This is a genomic window from Vibrio sp. EJY3, assembly GCF_000241385.1.
In the GTDB taxonomy this organism is placed as follows: Bacteria; Pseudomonadota; Gammaproteobacteria; order Enterobacterales; family Vibrionaceae; genus Vibrio; species Vibrio natriegens.
On the sequence record NC_016614.1, the window covers coordinates 1,005,881 to 1,027,161 of the forward strand.

Annotated in this window: 17 protein-coding genes; 11 read left to right on the top strand and 6 right to left on the bottom strand. The window is 46.7% G+C overall.

Translation table 11 applies throughout. The annotated features are described in order from the left end of the window. Nucleotides 1-48: 48 nt before the first annotated feature. The 3 genes from yegD to VEJY3_RS20435 all read right to left on the bottom strand — a co-directional run bounded on the left by yegD (nt 49) and on the right by VEJY3_RS20435 (nt 2,528). Entirely contained in the window at nt 49-1,401 is a 1,353-nt protein-coding gene (gene yegD, locus VEJY3_RS20425; protein WP_014234323.1) for a molecular chaperone, read from the bottom strand. 72 nt (nt 1,402-1,473) lie between these two features. Further along, the gene (locus VEJY3_RS20430; RefSeq protein WP_014234324.1) at nt 1,474-2,100 is read right to left on the bottom strand and encodes a hypothetical protein; all 627 of its coding nucleotides are present in this window, start codon (nt 2,098-2,100) and stop codon (nt 1,474-1,476) included. A gap of 107 nt (nt 2,101-2,207) precedes the next feature. Beyond that, entirely contained in the window at nt 2,208-2,528 is a 321-nt protein-coding gene (locus VEJY3_RS20435; protein ID WP_014234325.1) for a DOPA 4,5-dioxygenase family protein, read from the bottom strand. A 669-nt stretch (nt 2,529-3,197) separates the two neighbouring features. Between VEJY3_RS20435 and pdhA (VEJY3_RS20440) the strand changes: the two genes are divergently transcribed. The 5 genes from pdhA (VEJY3_RS20440) to VEJY3_RS20460 all read left to right on the top strand — a co-directional run bounded on the left by pdhA (VEJY3_RS20440) (nt 3,198) and on the right by VEJY3_RS20460 (nt 11,199). Continuing rightward, complete coding sequence (pdhA, locus tag VEJY3_RS20440; RefSeq protein WP_014234326.1) at nt 3,198-4,292, top strand: pyruvate dehydrogenase (acetyl-transferring) E1 component subunit alpha; 1,095 nt, start codon at nt 3,198-3,200, stop codon at nt 4,290-4,292. Then, entirely contained in the window at nt 4,285-5,268 is a 984-nt protein-coding gene (locus VEJY3_RS20445) for an alpha-ketoacid dehydrogenase subunit beta (protein ID WP_014234327.1), read from the top strand. The genes pdhA (VEJY3_RS20440) and VEJY3_RS20445 overlap by 8 nt, the downstream gene beginning before the upstream one ends. Continuing rightward, entirely contained in the window at nt 5,265-6,413 is a 1,149-nt protein-coding gene (locus VEJY3_RS20450) for a dihydrolipoamide acetyltransferase family protein (RefSeq protein ID WP_014234328.1), read from the top strand. Before VEJY3_RS20445 ends, VEJY3_RS20450 begins: the two co-directional genes overlap by 4 nt. Before the next feature lie 202 nt (nt 6,414-6,615). Beyond that, nucleotides 6,616-8,277 carry an electron transfer flavoprotein-ubiquinone oxidoreductase gene (locus VEJY3_RS20455; protein ID WP_014234329.1) on the top strand — a complete coding sequence of 554 codons (1,662 nt, stop codon included), beginning with the start codon at nt 6,616-6,618 and terminating at the stop codon, nt 8,275-8,277. Between the two features lie 93 nt (nt 8,278-8,370). Then, entirely contained in the window at nt 8,371-11,199 is a 2,829-nt protein-coding gene (locus tag VEJY3_RS20460; RefSeq protein WP_014234330.1) for an AMP-binding protein, read from the top strand. Between the two features lie 92 nt (nt 11,200-11,291). On the opposite strand, the gene VEJY3_RS20465 is transcribed toward VEJY3_RS20460, so the two are convergent. After that, complete coding sequence (locus VEJY3_RS20465; RefSeq protein ID WP_014234331.1) at nt 11,292-12,071, bottom strand: DeoR/GlpR family DNA-binding transcription regulator; 780 nt, start codon at nt 12,069-12,071, stop codon at nt 11,292-11,294. A 330-nt stretch (nt 12,072-12,401) separates the two neighbouring features. On the opposite strand from VEJY3_RS20465, the gene VEJY3_RS20470 reads away from it, so the two are divergent. Then, the gene (locus VEJY3_RS20470) at nt 12,402-13,445 is read left to right on the top strand and encodes an oxidoreductase (RefSeq protein ID WP_014234332.1); all 1,044 of its coding nucleotides are present in this window, start codon (nt 12,402-12,404) and stop codon (nt 13,443-13,445) included. Nucleotides 13,446-13,455: 10 nt separating this feature from the next. Next, nucleotides 13,456-13,929 (top strand): heme-degrading domain-containing protein, encoded by a 474-nt coding sequence (locus VEJY3_RS20475; protein ID WP_014234333.1) that lies wholly within the window; start codon nt 13,456-13,458, stop codon nt 13,927-13,929. Nucleotides 13,930-13,992: 63 nt separating this feature from the next. Here VEJY3_RS20475 and VEJY3_RS20480 read toward each other — a convergent pair whose 3' ends face one another. Continuing rightward, nucleotides 13,993-14,955, bottom strand: coding sequence for a tetratricopeptide repeat protein (locus tag VEJY3_RS20480; protein ID WP_014234334.1), 963 nt, complete (start codon nt 14,953-14,955; stop codon nt 13,993-13,995). A 4-nt stretch (nt 14,956-14,959) separates the two neighbouring features. Next, a complete protein-coding gene (locus tag VEJY3_RS20485) occupies nt 14,960-15,649 on the bottom strand; it encodes a phage tail protein (RefSeq protein WP_014234335.1) in 690 nt (229 codons plus the stop codon). Between the two features lie 304 nt (nt 15,650-15,953). Between VEJY3_RS20485 and acsA the strand changes: the two genes are divergently transcribed. From acsA to VEJY3_RS20505, 4 genes are read left to right on the top strand one after another with little or no spacing between them, the layout of a single operon-like run. After that, the gene (gene acsA, locus VEJY3_RS20490) at nt 15,954-17,690 is read left to right on the top strand and encodes an acetate--CoA ligase (RefSeq protein ID WP_014234336.1); all 1,737 of its coding nucleotides are present in this window, start codon (nt 15,954-15,956) and stop codon (nt 17,688-17,690) included. Then, nucleotides 17,687-19,693: a pyruvate dehydrogenase (acetyl-transferring) E1 component subunit alpha gene (gene pdhA, locus VEJY3_RS25070; RefSeq protein ID WP_014234337.1), complete on the top strand. Its 2,007-nt coding sequence runs from the start codon at nt 17,687-17,689 to the stop codon at nt 19,691-19,693. The genes acsA and pdhA (VEJY3_RS25070) overlap by 4 nt, the downstream gene beginning before the upstream one ends. Nucleotides 19,694-19,706: 13 nt before the next feature. Then, nucleotides 19,707-21,014, top strand: a complete 1,308-nt coding sequence (locus VEJY3_RS20500) for a dihydrolipoamide acetyltransferase family protein (RefSeq protein ID WP_014234338.1) — start codon at nt 19,707-19,709, stop codon at nt 21,012-21,014. Next, nucleotides 21,011-21,256: an acyl carrier protein gene (locus VEJY3_RS20505; protein ID WP_014234339.1), complete on the top strand. Its 246-nt coding sequence runs from the start codon at nt 21,011-21,013 to the stop codon at nt 21,254-21,256. The genes VEJY3_RS20500 and VEJY3_RS20505 overlap by 4 nt, the downstream gene beginning before the upstream one ends. Nucleotides 21,257-21,281 lie beyond the last annotated feature (25 nt).

Genomic DNA, 21,281 nt, shown 5'->3' on the forward strand with positions numbered 1-21,281 from the left:
AATACAAAGAGCCCGACCAATTGGTCGGGCTTTTTTTCGGATTGTCGATTACTTAAAGCACACTTCGGCCCAACGAGCCAGACCAGCAGTGACCGAACCAAAGTAATTACCACTAACCACTGGAATATTCGTCAGTACCGACTGCACGGCATCGCGTAAAATAGGTGAACGTGCAGAACCACCCGTCATAAAGATCGCGTCCGGTTTAACACCAGCTTGCTCGACGGCTTCGTTGACCAATGCGGTCATCTTATTTTTTGGTGACTGAATAGCATCAATCATTTCTTCACGTTTTACGTCCACTTCGATAAGCTCGGACAACAAGTTAATGCCTGCGCGATACGAAGCATCATCAGAAAGCGCGACTTTAGCCTCTTCAGCACGACGAACAATGTTATAGCCCAAAGACTCATGATAAACCTCAAGCAGACGCTTAAGCTTTTCCGGTTCCTGCGCCTGCTTATGAAGCAGCTTTAACGCTCCAAGGTTGTCACGGGAATAAAAGTCATTCTGCGCTTCCACGTTATTAATCGCGATTGGGTTCCAGAACTGAGTCGTCGGCATCACGATGCCCGATTCCATTTTGCTTTCCATGCCAAACGGGAACATCAGTTGCTTAAACGCAATCGCAATATCCAAATCATTACCGCCAACACGCTGACCGCTGTGTGCCAGTAAGCTCGCGGTTCTGTCTGCTTTACCAGACCATGACGGACCCATTTGAATCAGTGAACAGTCGGTGGTACCACCACCGATATCGACCACCAAGATCGTCTTATCTTCGGTAAGTGTCGCTTCGTATTCTAAGCCCGCTGCGACAGGCTCAAATTGAAACTCTACATTGTTAAATCCAGCACGTTTCGCTGCCTTTAAAAGAATGCCTTCCGCCTGAGTATTGGCCTTTTCACCGCCACGGCCATGAAAGTTAATCGGACGGCCAATCACTGCATCCGTAATCGTTTGTTGAGCGTCATTTTCTGCCTGCGATTTGATGTTATCCATCATGGCGCAAACCAAGTCTTCAAAAAAGGCAAGTTGCACGTCGCGTAGACCTGACGCCCCAAGAAATGACTTTGGCGATTTAACATAGTAAATGTCACGAGGATCTTCTAAATAGCGATTCAGTGCCGCTTGGCCAAAATCGATATCCTCGGGTTCCAGTTCAATGCTCTCTTCGCGATTTAAGTTGATTGCACGGCGAAGTACTTGCTCTCCGACCTGATCGAACGGTTTAATATTTCGATGTCGAAATAGATGCTCAGAGACCGATTCACGCGTCGGAGCCGCTAGCGTGGAAGGAATGTAATAATTACTCTCTTCAAGCTTGAGCAATACTGGCTCACCTGATTCCATTTTTGCCACTGAACAGTTTGCAGTGCCATAGTCAAAGCCGATAAACATGGATCCTCCCACTGACTAAAAAAGGTCGGCAATGCTAACTCAACACTGAATGAATTGCTACTGTACAGCGTGTTATTGTTTTTGTTCAGGATCTTTTTTCGCAGATGGCAGAGCGACAACGACAATGAAAGTTAACAATAAGAAGACCGGAGTCAGCTTTAACCCATGCCAAATGGAATAGCTATCATGGAAAAGCCAAAAAATGCCCACGGTGAGCAGATAAGCAAAGTAGCTACAGAACACCAAACTTACCGCCACAAAGCGGGCTCGATTGATGATCAGAATACGAACCAGGTATTGGCTGAGAATGCCTGCGCAATGCATCGCAAGTTGCCAGTTAATCACAAAGACGGCCAGCGCCACAAACCCAGCCACCAGTAACGAGTCATAGGTATTAATAGCAAAGTAGCTGCCAAATCGGCTGATGATGAAGGGGTATTCCCCCTCATACACGGTTGACCAGGAAATCGCGTTAGCCGCTGCAACGAAGTTAGCGAAATAGGCGATAGCGTAAAAGGAGGTTTGGGAGCTGAATGGCTGGAAAACTTCGTTACGGTAACCTTGCCACTCTTCGGCGTTGTCTGTCGGGCCAACCCAACTTCGCTCTCTGGCAGGAACTGGCTCGTCAAATGCAGGGCCATTACGAAACAATAACCAAAAAATATACAGTGCAAGTGCGACCAGGAGTATTGTCAGCATACCCTTCCCCTTTTCATTTTGTCGATTTCACTGCTTTTAGCGTTGGAACGTAAACTGCACTTCCTTGTTATTATTTACTCATCAATGAACAACAGTTTGCTTTGTCACTATTGATTCAATTTTTCTTCGAATACACCTAACTCTCGACCAAGCCAAATAGCATGCTCCGTGTAATCGAGCAGCTCTCGCTCACTCACCGGACGGATCAGTACAGAGAAATCACCGCGAATCACATCTAGCCAAGCGATAAATTCTTCGCTCAGCGTTTCTAGGTGTATCTCGAACATCGGCATTTTATGTGGGCCTTGTAATCGACCGACTAAAGGACAAACTCTGAGAACATCCTGACGTTCCTGGCGAATGATCTCATTTAACGCTTGAGCTTTATCTTGCTGTCGCAATGGAAAATAAACGTGGGCGCGATACATAACTTCTCCATGATGCACTCTACCTTAAGTTTAGGTAATGCTGTCTTAGTAATCGTCTCACTTACTTACGCAAGTGGTTGGAATAGAAACGGCTTCAATGTGCCGCAACACTACCTTGATTCCATTCTATAGGGAAGAAATTATCTTTTTCCCATCATCTTAACCGTCGAGATTCAATAATAATGGCCCAGTTTGTTAAATTTTACAGCCTAATTTTGTTGCAAATAGTTCCCAATAACTAGTGATTAGATTCAAGTTTCGACGTTACAGAACGAAAAAACTAGCATATTACTCTACATATCAGGGGTGTAAGCAAAACTTTACTGTTGAATAATTGTTAAAATAAAGCATTTTTTAACAATTTGTTTACACTTATGGTGTCTGGTTATACCAAGATGAATTACCAAACCCAGTGATTAGACAATTACTCGGATTGGTATGACTAAAAGGGTTAGGCGTTACGTAGCAGTATTAACAATGCCTTGTGTTTTACCCAAACACGACATTGTTAATCAATAAATGACTGAAAGGATTATAACGGTCATAAACAAACGCAGCCTGAGGCATAACCTTTTACGCTGATGCCAAAGTTTGAGTACCCATACAAACTTTGGTTTGATAATGAACAGCTGCAGTCCAAAAGACCCGCAGCGTCAAAAGGAGCTTGAGATGAACGTTCAGGCATTACCCATGCATCGGTTTATCGACCATCATGGGAACCTAGTCGGCCAACTACCCAACTGGGCTGACGTAGAAACATTGGTCGGTTTTTACCGTGATATGGTATTAACGCGTACCTATGATAATAAAGCTGTTGCTTTGCAACGCACAGGGAAATTAGGGACCTACCCTTCGCATCTTGGCTCTGAAGCTATTGGGATCGCTGTCGGTCGTGCACTAAAAGCCGATGACGTCTTCGTTCCTTACTATCGCGACATGCCTGCTATGTGGTGTCGTGGTATTGGTATGGAAAAGAACCTGCAATACTGGGGCGGTGATGAACGCGGTAGCGATTTCGCACCAGAAGGTAGCCCGATACCAAGTCGGGCCCTGCCATTTTGTGTCCCAATTGCCACACAGTGTACCCACGCCGTTGGGGTCGCTTCGGCACTGAAAATTCAGGGCAACCATGAGGCAGCCCTTGTCATGTGTGGTGACGGTGGTACTTCCAAAGGCGATTTCCTTGAGTCAATTAACTGTGCTGGTGCTTGGAACATTCCTCTCGTGTTTGTTGTTAACAATAACCAATGGGCGATTTCCGTACCTCGCAGCCTTCAATGTGCCGCTGAGTTTTTATCTGAAAAAGCAAAAGGGGCTGGTATTCCGGGCGTTACCGTCGATGGTAATGACGTAGTCGCAGTCTTCGACGCCACTATGACCGCGCTAGAAAGAGCCCGCAAAGGTAAAGGTGCAACACTTATAGAAGCGGTAAGCTATCGCCTCAGCGACCATACAACCGCCGACGATGCAACCCGCTATCGTAACGAAGATGATGTTCAGACTGCATGGCAATTTGAGCCTGTTCGTCGACTCAAAGCTTTCTTGATCAACCAAGATACCTGGAGCGAAGAACAAGATAAACAATGGCTCGAAGAGTGCAAACAACAAGTTGAATTAGCAGTGAAACGTTACCTGAATATGCCTAGTCAAGCGCCTGAATCAGGGTTTGATTACCTTTATGAGTCTCTTCCTCAAGAACTTCATACTCAAAGAGATGAACTCATCAATAAAGCAATGCGCATGCAGGGAGGCAAACATGGCTGAATTAACTTTAGTTGAAGCAGTAAACCTCGCGCTGCATCATGAAATGGAACATGATCCAAACGTGGTCGTGCTGGGAGAAGACGTCGGCGAAAACGGCGGCGTATTCCGAGCTACGGTAAACCTCAAACAGAAATTCGGTTTGAAGCGTGTGATTGATACGCCATTAGCCGAAGCCTTGATTGGTGGCGTTGCAGTCGGGATGGCAACACAAGGGTTGCGCCCGGTCGCAGAGTTTCAATTCCAGGGATTTGTCTTCCCGGCGATGGAACATTTAATGTGCCATGCCGCTCGAATGAGAAACCGAACTCGCGGTCGACTCACCTGCCCAGCCGTATTCCGTGCCCCATTTGGTGGTGGTATTCACGCGCCCGAGCATCACTCAGAAAGTGTGGAAGCATTGTTTGCCCATACACCTGGGCTGAAAGTCATCGTCCCATCATCACCTCAACGCGCCTACGGATTATTACTTGCTGCTATCCGCAGTAATGACCCGGTCATGTTCTTTGAACCAAAAAGAATCTACCGCACCGTAAAATCCGAAGTGGTCGATAATGGTGAAGCATTACCTCTTGACACTTGTTTTACGTTACGCAAAGGTCGAGACATCACCTTAGTCACGTGGGGCGCTTGTGTTGTTGAGTCATTGCAAGCAGCTCAAACATTGTCGAAACAGGGTATCGAAGTCGAAGTACTGGATTTAGCCAGCATCAAACCAATTGATACCACTACCATCTTCCGCTCATTGGAGAAAACTGGTCGCCTGCTTGTGGTTCACGAAGCAAGTAAAACTTGTGGTGTTGGTTCTGAGCTTTTAGCTCGCACCGCCGAACACGCCATGTGCTTATTAAAAGCGCCACCGAAACGAGTTACCGGAATGGATACCATCATGCCTTACTATCGTAACGAAGATTATTTTATGGTTCAGGAAGAAGACATTGTGAACGCAGCGCGTGAACTCGTGGAGGATTGGAAATGAAGACGTTTAACTTACCCGATCTCGGCGAGGGCCTCGCTGAGTCAGAAATTGTAAAATGGCACGTAAATGTGGGTGACATGGTCGAAGTTGATCAGGTGATCCTTACTGTCGAAACAGCCAAAGCAACAGTCGATGTTCCGGCGCCTTATTCCGGCAGAGTGGTCAGTCGCCACGGTGAAGAAGGCGATATCGTCAACATTGGTGCCTTACTTCTCGAAATCGATGAGAGCGGCGCTGAGCATCATGTCTCCGCTGAGAAGAGGCAAACTGCAGACGCGGCTACTGTGGTCGGTAATGTGTCGCACCAAACTCAAAACGTGAATGTCGATGACTTTTGGGTAGGCAGTAGCGACGGTACATCCAACAATAATTTGATCACCGCCCTGCCTTCTGCTCGACTACTAGCGAAGAAACTCGGTGTGGATTTAAACGCGGTTTCTGGCAGTGGTCCGAACGGATTGATAATCGATTCTGATATCTACGATGAAGCTGGCAAGCAACGTCCGGGTACCGAGGTGCTGAAAGGCGCGCGCCGAACCATGGTTTCCGCCATGGCAGAGTCACACAAAAATGTTGCAGCCGTTACTATCACCGAAGAAGCCTTGTTGGAAAACTGGGCTTCAGGTGAAGACATCAGTATTCGTCTTGTTCAGGCTATCGTTCATGCTTGCCAGGAAGAGCCAGCCCTAAACGCTTGGTTCGACGAAGAAACCATGACGCGTTGTGTTCATACAACCGTAAACCTCGGCGTTGCTGTAGATAGTCGCCATGGCCTGTACGTACCCGTTCTTCGCCATGCCGATGAGTATGAGTCAAAAGACGTCCGTCGCTGGCTCGACCAAACTGTAGAAGGCATTCGCGAAAGAAAGATCAATCGTGAAGATTTACAACACGCCACGATTACTTTGTCTAACTTTGGCGCAATCGGCGGTATTTTTGCTACGCCTGTCGTTTCTCCGCCACAAGTCGCGATTGTCGGCGCTGGCCGTATCATCGAGCGCGTTGTGATAAGAAACGGAAAAGCGGTCGCGGTTAAAGTTATGCCGTTATCCATCACTTTTGACCACCGTGCATGTACTGGTGGTGAAGCGGCAAGGTTTACCAAAGTGCTTGCGGAGCATTTGCAAAGGCCAAGTGGAAACTAGCTTTGATATGATCTCAAAGGCTTCCTTGATGGAAGCCTTTTTTGTTTTTGCTTTTGATAAACAACTCACTAACCCGCCCCCGGTCTTTCCTGTCACGTTCGTTCTGACATAAGCAAACACGTTCAATCACGTTTACGTTAACTGAGCTATAGTTCTTTATATGACAATAACATAGTTCAGCTTGATCAAAGGACAGAGAGATATGGAACGAGAAATTATGGAGTTTGACGTCGTGATCGTAGGTGCCGGTCCTGCTGGTTTAAGTACCGCTTGTCGTTTGGCTCAGATGAATCAGCAGCGCCAAGACAATCCGCTATCTATTTGTGTGGTAGAAAAAGGATCCGAAGTTGGAGCCCATATTCTCTCAGGGGCCGTATTTGAAACTCGTGCTCTGGATGAACTTTTTCCAGATTGGCAAACTATGGAAGCGCCACTGTCCACGTCCGTGACAAGTGATGATTTTCTCTATCTAACGACATCACTAAACCATGTCAAAGTACCTAATGCTCTTACTCCGAAGCCGATGCACAACGATGAAAACAACTACATTATTAGCCTCGCTAACCTTTGCCGTTGGTTGGCAAAACAGGCTGAAGAGCTTGGGGTTGAAATTTTTCCGGGTTTTGCAGCAGCGAGCATCAATTACGACCAATCCGGTGCTGTTACAGGCATTACGACTGGTGATATGGGACTGGATAAAAACGGGAAACAAAAAGCTAGCTTTGAAGAGGGCATCGAATTAAAAGCAAAATACACAGTGTTCTCCGAAGGCTGTCGCGGACATTTAGGTAAAGAGCTCATCAGTCGGTTTGGCTTGGACTCAGGAAAACAGCCACAGCATTACGCGTTGGGTATAAAGGAAATTTGGCAATTACCTGATGGCGATGCGGAACGATCAGGGAAAGTTATTCACTCCGTTGGCTGGCCTTTGAGTGAAACGAAAACGACCGGTGGCGGATTTGTTTATCACATGGAAGACAATCAAATTGCTGTCGGGCTTATCGTTGACCTTAACTATGACAATACCTACTTAAGTCCATTTGATGAGTTCCAGCGCTTTAAACACCATCCAGCGATTAAGAAGCAACTCAAAGATGCTCAGCGTGTTGCCTACGGAGCCAGAGCACTGGCGAAAGGCGGCTTTTCTTCGCTTCCTAAACAACAATTTCCCGGCGGACTTTTGATTGGCTGTGATGCTGGTACATTGAACGTCGCCAAGATCAAAGGCAGTCATACGGCGATGAAATCTGGCTTGTTGGCAGCAGAAGCAATCGACAAAGCGATACAAAAGGCTTCAGTTGAGCCTGATTACCAAACGCTATTTGAAGGGTCATGGTTGTATGATGAGCTTGTCGAGACACGCAACTTCGGCGCAAATATTCACAAGTTTGGCAGTCTGCTAGGAGGTGCGCTTTCTACCTTTGAGCATAATGTTTGGCGACCACTGTTTAGCAAGCCATTGCCATGGAAAGTTCGAGATAATTCACATGATCACGAACAACTGAAACCAACCAGTGAATGTCATCCGATTCACTACCCTAAACCGGACGGAAAAATCAGTTTTGATAAGCCCTCTTCCGTTTTTTTGTCGGGGACGCAACACGAAGAAAATCAGCCATGTCATCTCGTTCTCACATTCCCACACATTCCGATAGATGTGAACCTTGGGATGTTTGATGAACCAAGTCAGCGATACTGTCCCGCTGGGGTTTACGAAGTGATTGAAGTCGATGGAAAAACCACATTTCAGATCAACTCGTCAAACTGTGTTCACTGTAAAACCTGCGATATTAAGGATCCATTCCAAAATATTACTTGGAAAACGCCAGAAGGCGGAGGCGGCCCGAATTATCAGAATATGTAACCTCATCTGATGAGTGGTCTAAGCTTTAAGCACGGAAAACGTTTATAACAGAGTAAAACGAGCAGCACTCTTCTTCGATCAGGAAGCTTCAGCATGTCTGACCAAAATGACACTACAAGTAGAGACTCTGAAAACATCGCGCAAACTGTATTAGAGATCGTTCGGGATCTAAAACTTGAACTAGACCCCGAAGGTCTCTCATCCGTTTCTATTCACTTAAAAAGTGACCTCGACCATGACCTTTGTTTGGATAGCCTAACGCGTGCTGAGCTAATCACACGTATAGAAAGTCGTTTCGACGTGTCACTTCCTGATCACGCATTGTCCAGCATATCGACACCAGAAGATATTATCGGCGAGATTTTAACGGCAGGATCATCAAATAAAACAGCCTACTTAGATGAGTCGGCGAAAGCGATCAAACTCGACTCAGTCCATCAGTTACCAACTGAGGTCAAAACGCTACAAGCGCTACTCGACTGGCATGTGGAACATCACCCGGATCGCCCTCATCTTTACGTTTATCAAAACGCTGATGAAGTGGTAGAAGTCAGCTATAAACAACTAAAACAACAAGCTCTCAAAATCTCCGCTGGGCTAATTGACGCGGGAGTTGAAGCTGGGGACTGCGTCGCAATCATGTTGCCAACCTGTACCGACTACTTCTACAGCTTTTTTGCAATACTTTACGCCAGAGCAGTGCCTGTTCCCATTTATCCACCAGCCCGAATTGAACATGTCGAAGATCATTTGAATCGTCACGCCAGTATTCTCAACAATGCTCAGGCAAAACTATTGATTACGGTGCCAGAGGCAAAACCTGTGGCCCACTTACTTAAATTACAAGTACCGTCTGTTGATGCCGTCGTTACCGCGAATGATTTGCAAAAAGACACCAGCTTCCCCGATATGGGTGAAGCTAAAACCGACGATATTGCTTTTTTGCAATACACATCCGGAAGTACGGGTGTACCTAAGGGCGTGACCCTTACCCATGCGAACTTACTCGCTAATATCCGCGCAATGGGTAGAGTCATTAACGCCAAGTCGGACGATGTGTTTGTGAGTTGGCTGCCTGTCTACCACGATATGGGACTCATTGGAGCATGGCTTGGTAGCTTGTATCATGCGATCCCACTGGTGATCATGTCGCCCTTGCTCTTCTTAACTAAACCTCAGCGATGGCTATGGGCGATTCATCATCATCGAGGCACCCTTTCTCCCGCACCAAACTTCGCCTATGAGCTTTGTGTTTCTCGAGTGAAGGAAAGCGATCTTGAAGGGCTCGATTTAAGCAGTTGGCGGCTTTCCTGGAACGGCGCAGAGCCCGTGAGTCCACAATCGATCCAAAACTTCTCTGAAAAATACGCCAAGTATGGATTTAAGCCAGAAACCATGTCGCCTGTGTATGGGCTAGCGGAATCCTCGGTCGGACTGACATTCCCAGTGACCGTCCGCGAACCACGTATTGAGTATTTCCAACGAGCATCGTTAAGCCAGTTTGGTCGTGCTGTACTCGCCCAACAGGAAGATGAAGATACCATTCCGTTTATTGGCTTAGGCTACCCACTTCCCGAGCATCAAATTCGTATCGTTGATGATCTGGGCAAAGAATTACCCGATGGAGAAGAAGGCGCACTTGAGTTTCAGGGCCCGTCCGCCACCCAGGGTTACTATCGAAACCCAGAAAAAACCAAAGCGCTATATCATGATGGTTGGCTGGTAACAGGGGACCGCGCGTTTACATTAGGCGGCGAGCTTTTTATCACCGGACGTAGCAAAGATATCATTATCAAAGCCGGGCGTAATATCTATCCTCATGAGCTGGAACAAGCGGTAGGGAGTATTGATGGTATTCGCAAAGGTTGTGTGGCCGCGTTTGGTAGCCACGACGCGCACTCCGGTACGGAGAAACTGATCGTGTTGGCGGAAAGCCGAGAAACCAGTAAAGACAAAGTCAAACAGCTAAAGCGTAAAATTAACCAACTCTCTCTAAAACTACTTGGTAACCCCGTCGATGATGTCATTATCGGCCCGCCTCACTCCATTCCAAAAACGTCCAGTGGGAAAATTCGTCGCAGTGCGTGTAAAGATCTGCATGAACGTGGATCCTTTGCGAAGCAGCATCGGGCTTTGTGGTTACAAACCCTGAATCTCGCCTTAGCGGGCATCATGCCGCAACTGCGTAAATACATGCGAATCCTTTTAGACATCGCCTACGCGGCCTATTCGTGGTTAGTGTTGGGAATACTTGCTCCTATCGTCTGGTTACTTGTTGCCGTCTTACCCAACAAAGTCATGTGCTGGAAGATAGCCCAGTTTGGTGCCAAAGCACTTATGGGACTTACTGGCACCAAGTGCACCATCGAAGGAAAGGAACACTTACCAGCAGCAAATGCCCCCTGTATTTTTGTCGTTAATCATTGTAGTTATCTTGATGGGCTGGTGATCGTCGCAGTTTCAGAATTGCCTTGTCGGTTTGTGGCAAAAAGTGAGTTACTCAATAATCCATTTACCCGAATCTTCTTAAGCAAACTCGGTACGGAGTTTGTTGACCGGTTTGATGTAGAAAAAAGCGTGGTGGACGCTAAGAGGCTGGCTTTTGAAGCTGAAGACTGTCAGCCAATGGTCGTATTTCCTGAAGGAACATTATATCGAATGTCTGGCCTTCATCCGTTTCATATGGGCGCCTTTATTGCTGCCGCAAGCTCACAAGTGCCAGTCAGCCCGATTACCTTACGTGGTACGCGCTCTAAACTCAGAGGTAACTCTCTTTTCCCACGTAGAGGCGACATCAGTGTAACCATTGGTGAACCACTCTTCCCCAATGGTAATGACTGGAACGCAGCGCTTGAACTTCGCAATAAAGCCCGATCAGAGATCCTCACCCACTGTGGTGAGCCAGATATGGCACGCAGTTAGCCAATACACGCAGAAAAAGTTGTGAATTGCGACGTGCCTGAGCAGGCTCACTGATTGCCTTAAGCTGCTCTAACTGATTGTTTTTTTTTAAACTAGAGGCTAACAGATTTAGATTCTGATTCTATATCCAGCACTATAAGTTCGACATCGTGGTCTTGCATTTTCTTCGCAATATTCTCTGGAGGTCGACAATTAGTCACGACAAAGTCGATATCTGACCACAAACAGGATTGGAACATCAGTTGGGTATTGAACTTACTGTCTTCCGCAATACAGATAACCTGAGTAGATTGATCTGCCATCGCCAGCTTTAGGTTGGCATCCGTCTCTAAGTCGGTTGTAATTCCCGATTCAGATAAAGCACTCACACCAATAAACGCTTTGTTTGCCTGATATTTTCTGATCTGTTGAATGGTCATATCGCCGAGTATGGCGTGAGAAAAGTCATCAAACGTTCCACCAAGCACACACTTTTTGATACCAGCCTTATCCTGAAGTTCACTAAGCGCCTCAAGTGAATTTGTTATCACACTGCAAGGCTCATTGAGATGATACGCCAGCGCGGCACAAGTGGTGCCAGCGTCCAAAAATACGATGTCATGCTCTTTGACAAGTGATGCTCCAAATGCAGCCAGATTTTGTTTAATCGGGTTGGATTTCGATCTCTGATTAAAGGAAATCGTCACCTTTTTATCATCCAGAATTGCGCCGCCTCTGATGCGCAATATTCCCGGATGGTCAGCCAGTTTAACCAGATCTCTTCGGGCTGAATCGTAAGAAATGTCATACTTAAGGCAAATCTCTTCTATCGTGACTTTACCTGTGCTTTTTATATGAGCTTCTATCTCTATCAAACGTTCTTCTTGCGTCATTCACAATCACACTTTACTTAGTTTTGTATAAGTGTAACGTATTCACGCGAAGTTAAACACTTGAATACGCGTAAAATCACTTACATTTATACGTGGTTCCATGCGATTGATACGCAGGACATCGCTTTTAACGCTTGAATGTGCGTAAGTATACGTGCAGTATTTGTGTTTTACATACGCGTTTTACATGCGCATTGATACGTGAATATAAGCATTAGCGCGTAGTGTACATGTGATGTTGTAGCCAAAGGTAGATAGATCATCCGAGTGATGTAATTTCGAAATAACGGCTCGGACGTCATGTAATCCACCAATTGAGAGTTTGAATTTATGACTTTATTACCAATCAAAACTGCGGTTATCGGCTACGGATTTTCAGCCAAAACTTTCCATATTCCATTTGTGAGCGCGTTAGCTGAATTCGATCTCGTTGCCATCAGTACTAGTAATGGCGAGGCGGTAGCCAAAGACTGGCCTACCGCACAGCATTATGCTTCGGCGTCAGATTTACTCTCAAGTTCGGATGCAGAACTGGTCATCATTACCGCACCAAACGATGTGCACTTCGATCTCGCTAAGCAAGCCCTTGAAAACGGCAAACACGTGATCATTGAAAAGCCATTCGTGACCAATGTGTCGGATGGTGAAGAACTTATCGCGCTCGCAAAAGAAAAAGGCCTCATTCTAAGTGTTTATCATAACCGTCGTTGGGATGGTGACTTCTTAACCGTTAAGAAATTAATTGAAGAAAAACGCATTGGTGAGCTCCGACATTTTGAGTCACACTTTGACCGCTTCCGACCTGAAGTGCGTCAACGCTGGCGTGAACAGGCTACAGACGGCGGTGGCATTTTGTTTGATTTAGGCTCGCATTTAATTGATCAGGCACTTGAGCTTTTCGGACTTCCTGATGCCATCAGCGCAGAATGTAAGATGATGCGTGAAGGCTCGACAAATGTTGATTATTTTGATGTTGTCATGCACTACCCTAATCACTTAGCTATTGTCCATGGTGACCTCTTTAGTGCCGGACCAAATAAGCGTTTTACCCTGAAAGGGACTGAAGGTAGCTACGAAAAGCTAGGCTTAGACCCTCAGGAACCACGTCTGATAGAAGGTGTTGAGCCAACCAGCCCTGACTGGGCAGATGAATCTCCTGATAATTATGGCTACTTTTATAATGCCGATAACAGTGCGCCTGTGATAACCGAACAGGGTGGCTATCAGCACTACTTCTTACAAATGGCGGACGCAATTCGTAATAAAACGGCTCCACCAGTGAGTGCTGAAGATGCGCTATGGAACATCAAGCTGATTGAACTAGCGATGGAAAGCAGCCGTTTGGGTCAAAAATTACCAATTAAGAATGTGTGAGAACAAGGAAATGAGTAAAGGCATTTTATCAGAGCTACTAGAGCAAGAAGCGGAATTACAGTTAAATCATTTTAATCATGGCACTGCATGGGAACTCGGCTGCGCATTGAAATCGGCAGCGGAGGAAAGATCTGCTACCGTTTTTATCGAAGTGTACGCGTTCGAACAAGTGCTGTTTAGTTACGCAATGGAAGGCAGCACCAAAGACAAGCAAGACTGGGCAAAGCGCAAGCGTCAATCTGTTCTGCGCTTTGGTCACAGCTCTCATTATCTTGGTCATTACAATGCATCTAAGCAACGTGACTTTGACAGTCAGCCTCATATCGATGCGAGAGAATACTGTGCCCATGGAGGTGCCTTTCCTGTCCGCATCAAAGGAAGTGGACTTGTTGGTGTGATCACTGTATCTGGATTACCGTCAGAAGAAGACCATAACATGGTGATTGAGGTACTGAGAGCACATTTAGATCATTCTCAGCCATAAAGATCCTGATGGTTCGATTGGCCAAATAGTCGGTGACATAACGTCGCCGGCTCTTCGCCGTTTCTACTTAAATTGCGGAACATTTTCATTAAACTGTTCAACTTGAAAATCTAACTCCTCCTTCCATTGTCTTGGTAACTCCTTTTCAATTTCACCCAAGAAACGGGCCGTGTCAGTCGTTGGATTAACTTGGTGTGCCGCTTTTGCCCATACATAGCTTTTAGCCAACAGTTTAGAGCTATCATGGGAGCTATTTTGCAACTTCTTCCAATACATCTTTGCAGTCGGTTCATACGCTTTTTCGATGTGACGAGATGAGGCGAGTTCCATCAAATAAAGGGCTTTATTATTGGCGTGGTCATCGCCACCTTTTTGACCGACAACTCTAAGATAGAGAGTTCCAAGTTTATAAGCAGCCTCCCCAGAGCCGTTGTTTATTGCCTGCGTATACCAAAACTCTACCCGCTCTAAATTGAAAACTTCCGAATAAGAGATGTAAATATCACCCAGTGTTACCTGAGCTTTGACTGCACTTCTCTCCGCTGCACGCAGACACCATTCTATTGCTTGTGACAAATTTTGCTCTTGCCAGCTAGTGCCCAAATATAGACGACCAATATCACAGGCAGCTTCGTATACACCATTTTCATACGCGAGCTTAAACCAATCGTCAGGCCGTTCACTTGAACTGTCTGAGGCGTTATTCATCGCACAATAACCATACTCTTGCTGAGCGACAGGTATTCCTTTTTCAGCAGCATACAAAAACAACTCACAAGCTTTACCAGGGTCTTGCTCTACCTTTCCCCACCCATGCTTATAAAACAAGGCTGAGACAAAATGTGCCTCAGCGGAGTTTTCTTTTACCAGGCGAGTAAAAATTTCAAACGACTCTGTATAGTCTCCATTGGCGAGTGCCTGATACGCTTGTGCCAATTCCTTATCTTGCTTTTCTGCAACGCAAAACGACGGATAAGCCAAGCTTAGGGTAAACAGAGCAAGTCGTATCAGGGTGACGTTTAGCATGTCTTTAATTTCTCGATGGATAAATGCCCTGAAGCGCAATGACCCAGGTTATTGCGATATATGGCATGCGATTTTCGTGAGACTGACTCCCACCAGCACTCGATACTGTTGTCGAAGCCGTCAGGTTATTCTCCGCGACAAAACTAAAAGAAATCGAATCCGGGCTCATCGCGACATCCGGAGTCTCAGTCGCGTATTTTGCTCCAGCAAGCGCATTACCAGCCGGACTTTTTGTGTTTGACTTGCCACTAAATGCGTGAAGATCGATCACACCGTCAATATCTATATCACCAGACATCAACGTCGATGCTGTATGAGAGTGAGATGGCATTTGAGCCTCGGAAAGGATGACTGACTCAGTACCTCCTCGGGAGCCAAGTGGATAGTTAGTCAATCCTGGACCATTTCCCCATCCGATGAGTGTACGGCCACGAGTATCAGGTAAACCAAACGTTGAGCGTCCGTCACCGCCATAGGTCGTACCCAAAATAGAGAACAGCGCTGTATTTTGTGCGATCGACAAAATCTGACCATGGGCTAAGGTGTAACCGCGCGGAGCAAAATTACCTGCGAACGCACACATACTGCCAAGGAGTTGGTTGCCATCGCCGCTGCAAGCTAGCGCATTAGAACCGAACATTAATGATGGTAATACACACGCAGTAACCAGCAGCTTTCTTGTGAACTTTTTCATAATCCGAATCCTTTAATAAAAAGGTGAGGAAGCAAAAATCATTGGAATGATGGATAGCGTCATGAGTTCATGAATTGTTATTGATGTTTTTGTTATTAATGAATCCTCACAGTATAGATTAAATTTGGAATTGGCATGCCAACTGGCCCAGTTTTATACACCTATTACGCAGAGAATTGGGCTAGCTCAAAACATTAGTAAAAACTTAATTACTCGGTGGCAAACTTACTGCGATAAACCATACTTTTAGCAGGTTTATTTCCCTAATCAGGAAATCGTTCACTTTTGTGCGGGATGCCAAATTATGGTTAAAACAATTTTTCACCAAACGCTAGCGGACAATGCCAACCTGCAATTAGATCCACGCAACGCTGTGCTCTCTCCTCCTTTACTGAAAGGTTTGAGCGAAGGCGGTTTAAACATAGGTTTCGAGGCATTAGATAGACACCTTATCCAACCGGAACATAATAAACTGGCGATTCGTTGGATCAGTAAAGACAACGAGGTCATTGACTTCAGTTACCGCGACCTGAGCGAGCAAACTAACCGCTTTGCAGATCTACTATCTACACTCGATTTACCGCGTGGTAGCAGAGTGTTCAGCCTTGCGGGTCGCAGACCGGAACTCTACATTGCGGCGTTAGGAACCCTCAAAGCCGGTTGTGTGTTTACTCCACTCTTTTCAGCATTTGGCCCCGAGCCTATCCGCTCCAGAATGGAGATTGGTTCGGCGAATGTCGTCATTACAACTCGCAGCTTATACCGGAAAAAACTCAAAGGCTGGTGGCGGGAATTGGATCATATTAAAGCGGTATTGCTGATTGATGGTGGCGCTGATGGGGAACCCGGATGCTACAACTATCACGAGATGATGGCTGATACGAACCCTGAACGCCCATGCGAATCTACACAGCCTGAAGATATGGCGCTACTTCACTTTACCAGCGGCACCACTGGAAAACCTAAGGGTGTCATCCATGTTCATCAGGCCGTACAGCATCATATTAATTCAGCCTTTTACGCGTTAGATCTAAAACCTGATGACATCTATTGGTGTACTGCCGATCCAGGTTGGGTAACGGGCACCACTTACGGCATTATCGCCCCACTCTGTTTGGGCGTAAGCATGATTATTGACGAAGCCGAGTTTGATGCTGAACGTTGGTATCAGATCTTACAGGATCAACATGTCACCGTTTGGTATACCGCCCCTACTGCGATTCGTATGTTGATGAAAATAGGTGAAGCGCTGCCTAGGCAATTCGATTTGTCTCGTTTACGTTTTATGGCCAGCGTTGGCGAACCACTGAATCCTGAAGCGGTTGAATGGGGTGAAAAAGTCTTTGGTATGCCATTTCATGACAACTGGTGGCAGACGGAAACTGGCGGGATCATGATTGCCAATGTTCCTTCGAGGCCGGTCAAACCGGGTTCAATGGGCAAACCACTTCCCGATATTGAAGCTGGCATTGTGAATCAAAACGATGACGGTTCCCTACGTGAAGAAACAGAGCCAATGCAAGTCGGAGAGCTCGCGCTCAAATCCGGCTGGCCTTCTATGTTTCGCGGCTATTTAAATCAAGAAGAAAAATATCAGTCCTGCTTTAAAGGCGATTGGTACCTCAGTGGCGATCTGGCGATGAAAGATGCAGACGGCTATTTCTGGTTCGTCGGGCGTAAAGATGACCTTATTAAATCTTCTGGCCACTTGATTGGACCTTTCGAGGTAGAAAGTGTCCTCATGGAGCACCCAGCAGTCGCCGAGGCTGGTGTGATTGGCGTACCCGATCCCGTTGCAGGTCAAATCGTCAAAGCCTTTGTCGCACTTAAACCAAACGTGACCGCTGACGAAGAACTTCAGCAATCGCTGCTTGGTTTAGCTCGCAAACGCCTTGGCGCCGCAGTCGCACCGAAAGAAATCGTCTTTCGTAACAACCTGCCAAAAACACGCAGTGGCAAAATCATGCGTCGCTTACTTAAAGCACGAGAGCTGGGCTTGCCTGAAGGTGATATTTCGACTTTGGAGAGTGATGAACAATGAACAAAAGACTCCATATCAATCGAGAACATTTGCTCAAACAGCTAGAGCAGATGCTACGAATTCGTCGATTTGAAGAAAAATGCGCGGAGCTTTATGCACTAGAGAAAATTCGCGGCTTTTTGCACCTGTATATTGGCGAAGAGGCCATCGCTGTCGGTGTCATGTCTGCACTTAATGAAGATGACCAGATCGTCGCTACCTATCGCGAACACGGGCACGCCTTAGCCAGAGGCATGAGCATGGGTAGTGTTTTAGCAGAAATGTATGGTCGAACGAATGGTTGTAGCCGTGGCCGCGGTGGTTCGATGCATCTGTTTGATAAAAATCACAACTTTTACGGAGGCAACGCCATCGTGGGTGGTGGTCTGCCTCTTGCAACTGGCCTCGCGCTTGCGAATAAAAAAATGCAGAGAAATGCGATTGCGGTGTGTTTTTTTGGTGAAGGGGCTGTTGCTGAAGGCGAATTCCATGAAAGTCTTAACCTCGCAGCTCTATGGGATCTTCCGGTTTTGTTTATTTGTGAGAACAATCGTTATGCTATGGGCACGGCTTTGGCGCTCTCAGAGTCAAACACCAATATTTCACAAAAAGCCAGAAGTTATGGCATTGAATCTACTCAAGTTGATGGCATGAATGTGGTTGATGTAGAAGCCGCAGCCTGTGAAGCGGTTGATTACGTCCGCGAGCAGAAAAAACCGTATTTTATCGAGTGTCAGACCTACCGATTCCGCGGCCACTCTAGTTTCGATACGCAATTGTATCGGGATAAAAGTGAAGTCGCCCTTTGGGAAGAAAAAGGCCCAGTGAAGCAACTCATCCATTGGCTGCAAAAAAACAGCCACTTTCAGGATCAAGAGCTGTCTGATATTGAAGCTAAAATTGCCGAAGAAATCAGTGAAGCCATCACTTTCTCAGAAAATGGTGAGTTAGAACCCACCGAACAACTTACCCGTTTTGTGCACAGTCCAGGAGGCGAGCCACCACCAGAACCTCTACCTTGTAGCCAAGCGCCTGACAAAATGACCTACCGAGAAGCACTTCGTGCTGGGATCAATGACGTTCTAATGAGTGAACCACGCTCGTTCCTAATGGGTGAGGACGTCGGTCGTTATGGTGGTTGCTACGCCGTCAGCAAAGGATTACTTGAACAATTTGGCCCTGACCGAATCATTGATACCCCACTTTGTGAGTCGGGATTTGTCGGTGTCGGTGTCGGTGCCGCACTGGGTGGTATGCGCCCTATCATAGAAGTCATGACCGTTAACTTTAGCTTGCTCGCCATGGATCAGATCATTAATACCGCCGCGACTTTGCAACATATGTCCGGAGGTCAGTTTAATGTTCCTATCGTCATTCGTATGGCCTGCGGCGCAGGTAAACAGCTTGCTGCACAACACTCACACAGCTGGGAGAATTTCTATGCGCATGTTCCCGGTTTAAAAGTGTTAAGCCCAGCCACCCACAATGATGCTTGTTACATGCTCAATCAGGCAATTGCTGACCCTGATCCGGTGATCATTTTTGAACATGTCATGCTGCTCAATGAAGAAGGTCAAATTACGGAAGCGCCTGATGGGCCAATGGATAAAGCGCTGGTTCGTCGGGAAGGTAAAGACGTCACACTCATTACCTATGGCGGCAATCTTGGTAAAACCTTACAAGCCGCCTATCAGCTAGAAACCGAAGGCATCGACGCCGAAGTGATTGATTTGCGTTCTCTCCGCCCTTTGGATACCGACACCATCATTGCCAGTGTTTCGAAGACTCATCGAGCTGTCATCATTGATGAAGGTTGGTATACCGGAAGTCTGGCTGGTGAAGTCAGCGCAATCATTATGGAAAACGCCTTTTGGCAACTCGATGCCCCGGTCGGCCGGGTTTGTACACAAGAAGTTCCAATACCTTACCCTCACCATTTAGAACAGGCCGCCATTCCGAAAGTGGAAAAAATCGTAAGCGCAGCAAAGGCAACCTTAATGTCGCCCGATTGGCAGAGTAAATGAGGAGTATTAGCTCATGGAAAACAATACGCGCGATGGCTCCTTAATTGATATCACCATGCCTGCACTTGGTGCCGACATGCGCGATGGTACGCTGATGGAGTGGCAAATAGAGCCGGGCGATCATGTAGAAAAAGGTGACATCATTGCGATAATTGAGACCAGTAAAGGCGCGATAGACATGGAGTCTTACTATACGGGTACCATCACTGAGCTTCTGATAGAGCCGGACATCAAACTGCCGGTTGGTAGTGTTATAGCTCGAATGGCAAGCGACACCCCTGTTTCCAATGATATTAAGCACACACAACCAGTATCAACAACAGCAGATACATCACAGCCTGTAGCCGAAGCAGAAGAATTGCCACCTTACATTGCGCCTAAAACAGCCCGAACTTCAGTTAATGAGCCAAAACCAATACGTGACACCGTAACTGATACCGAACTATCAAAACACATTTCAGAGACCTCGCCTTCTGAAAGCCAACAACGGCAATACGCATCGCCAGTCGCAAGAAAAACGGCGTATCTATCAGGCATTGAACTTTCGACATTAACTGGCAGTGGTCCATATGGTGCCGTTCTCTTACGAGACTTACCTAAAGACGCCGATTTACAAACACCGCCACCAACTGACAAAACAAAAGCAGTACGACAAGACGTATCACCAATGCGGCAAGCAATTAGTGAAGCCATGAGTCGCTCGAAAAAAGAGATTCCCCACTATTATCTCGCGTTGGACATTGACCTGACTAAAGTACAAACCTGGCTGGCGGAACAGAATCAACAGCGCGAACCAGAGCAACGGCTTTTGCTACCCGCTGTCATTCTCAACGCCATCGCCCGTCAGTTGGTAAAATTCCCTGATCTCAATGGATTTTATCAAGACGGTCGCTTCACCCCCTCTGAGGAGGTGAATATCGGTAATACCATCAGTCTGCGAGAAGGCGGTTTGGTTATTCCGGGTATTCTCAATGCGGACCAGTTATCCGTGGATCAAACCATGGATGCACTACGCGATTTGGCAGAGCGTAGCCGACGCGGGCGACTTCGCAGCTCCGAGATTAGCCAGACCACCATAACGGTAACCAGTATCGGAGAACGTGGAGCCGACAGTATTACCGGTGTCATTTACCCACCCCAGGTGGCGATCATTGGACTTGGCCGCCAGCGTCAGGCTCCGGTCATAAGAGAGAATCAAATAGAAGTCGGAGAAATCATGACCGTCACATTAGCCGCTGACCACCGTGTAAGTGACGGCGTCACAGGAGCTCGTTTTCTGCAAGCACTGGCGAAGCAACTTCAACATCCGGAGGCTTTATGAGCAATATCAATATACCAACCACGATTGCCGACGCGATAAAACACATCGCACCGGAAATTGAAATGGACGAAATAGACCTTGATGAAGATTTGCGCGAAGAGTGCGATCTGGATTCGATGGATTTTCTTAATCTCCTCGCGTCTCTGAAAAAGAGTACCGGCGTTAGTATCCCGGAAGGAGACTACACCCAAGTACGCAGTTACAACCAATTAAAAAGCTATCTGCAAGAAAGGTGTCAGTAGGTGCAGCACTATCGCGCCAATGACG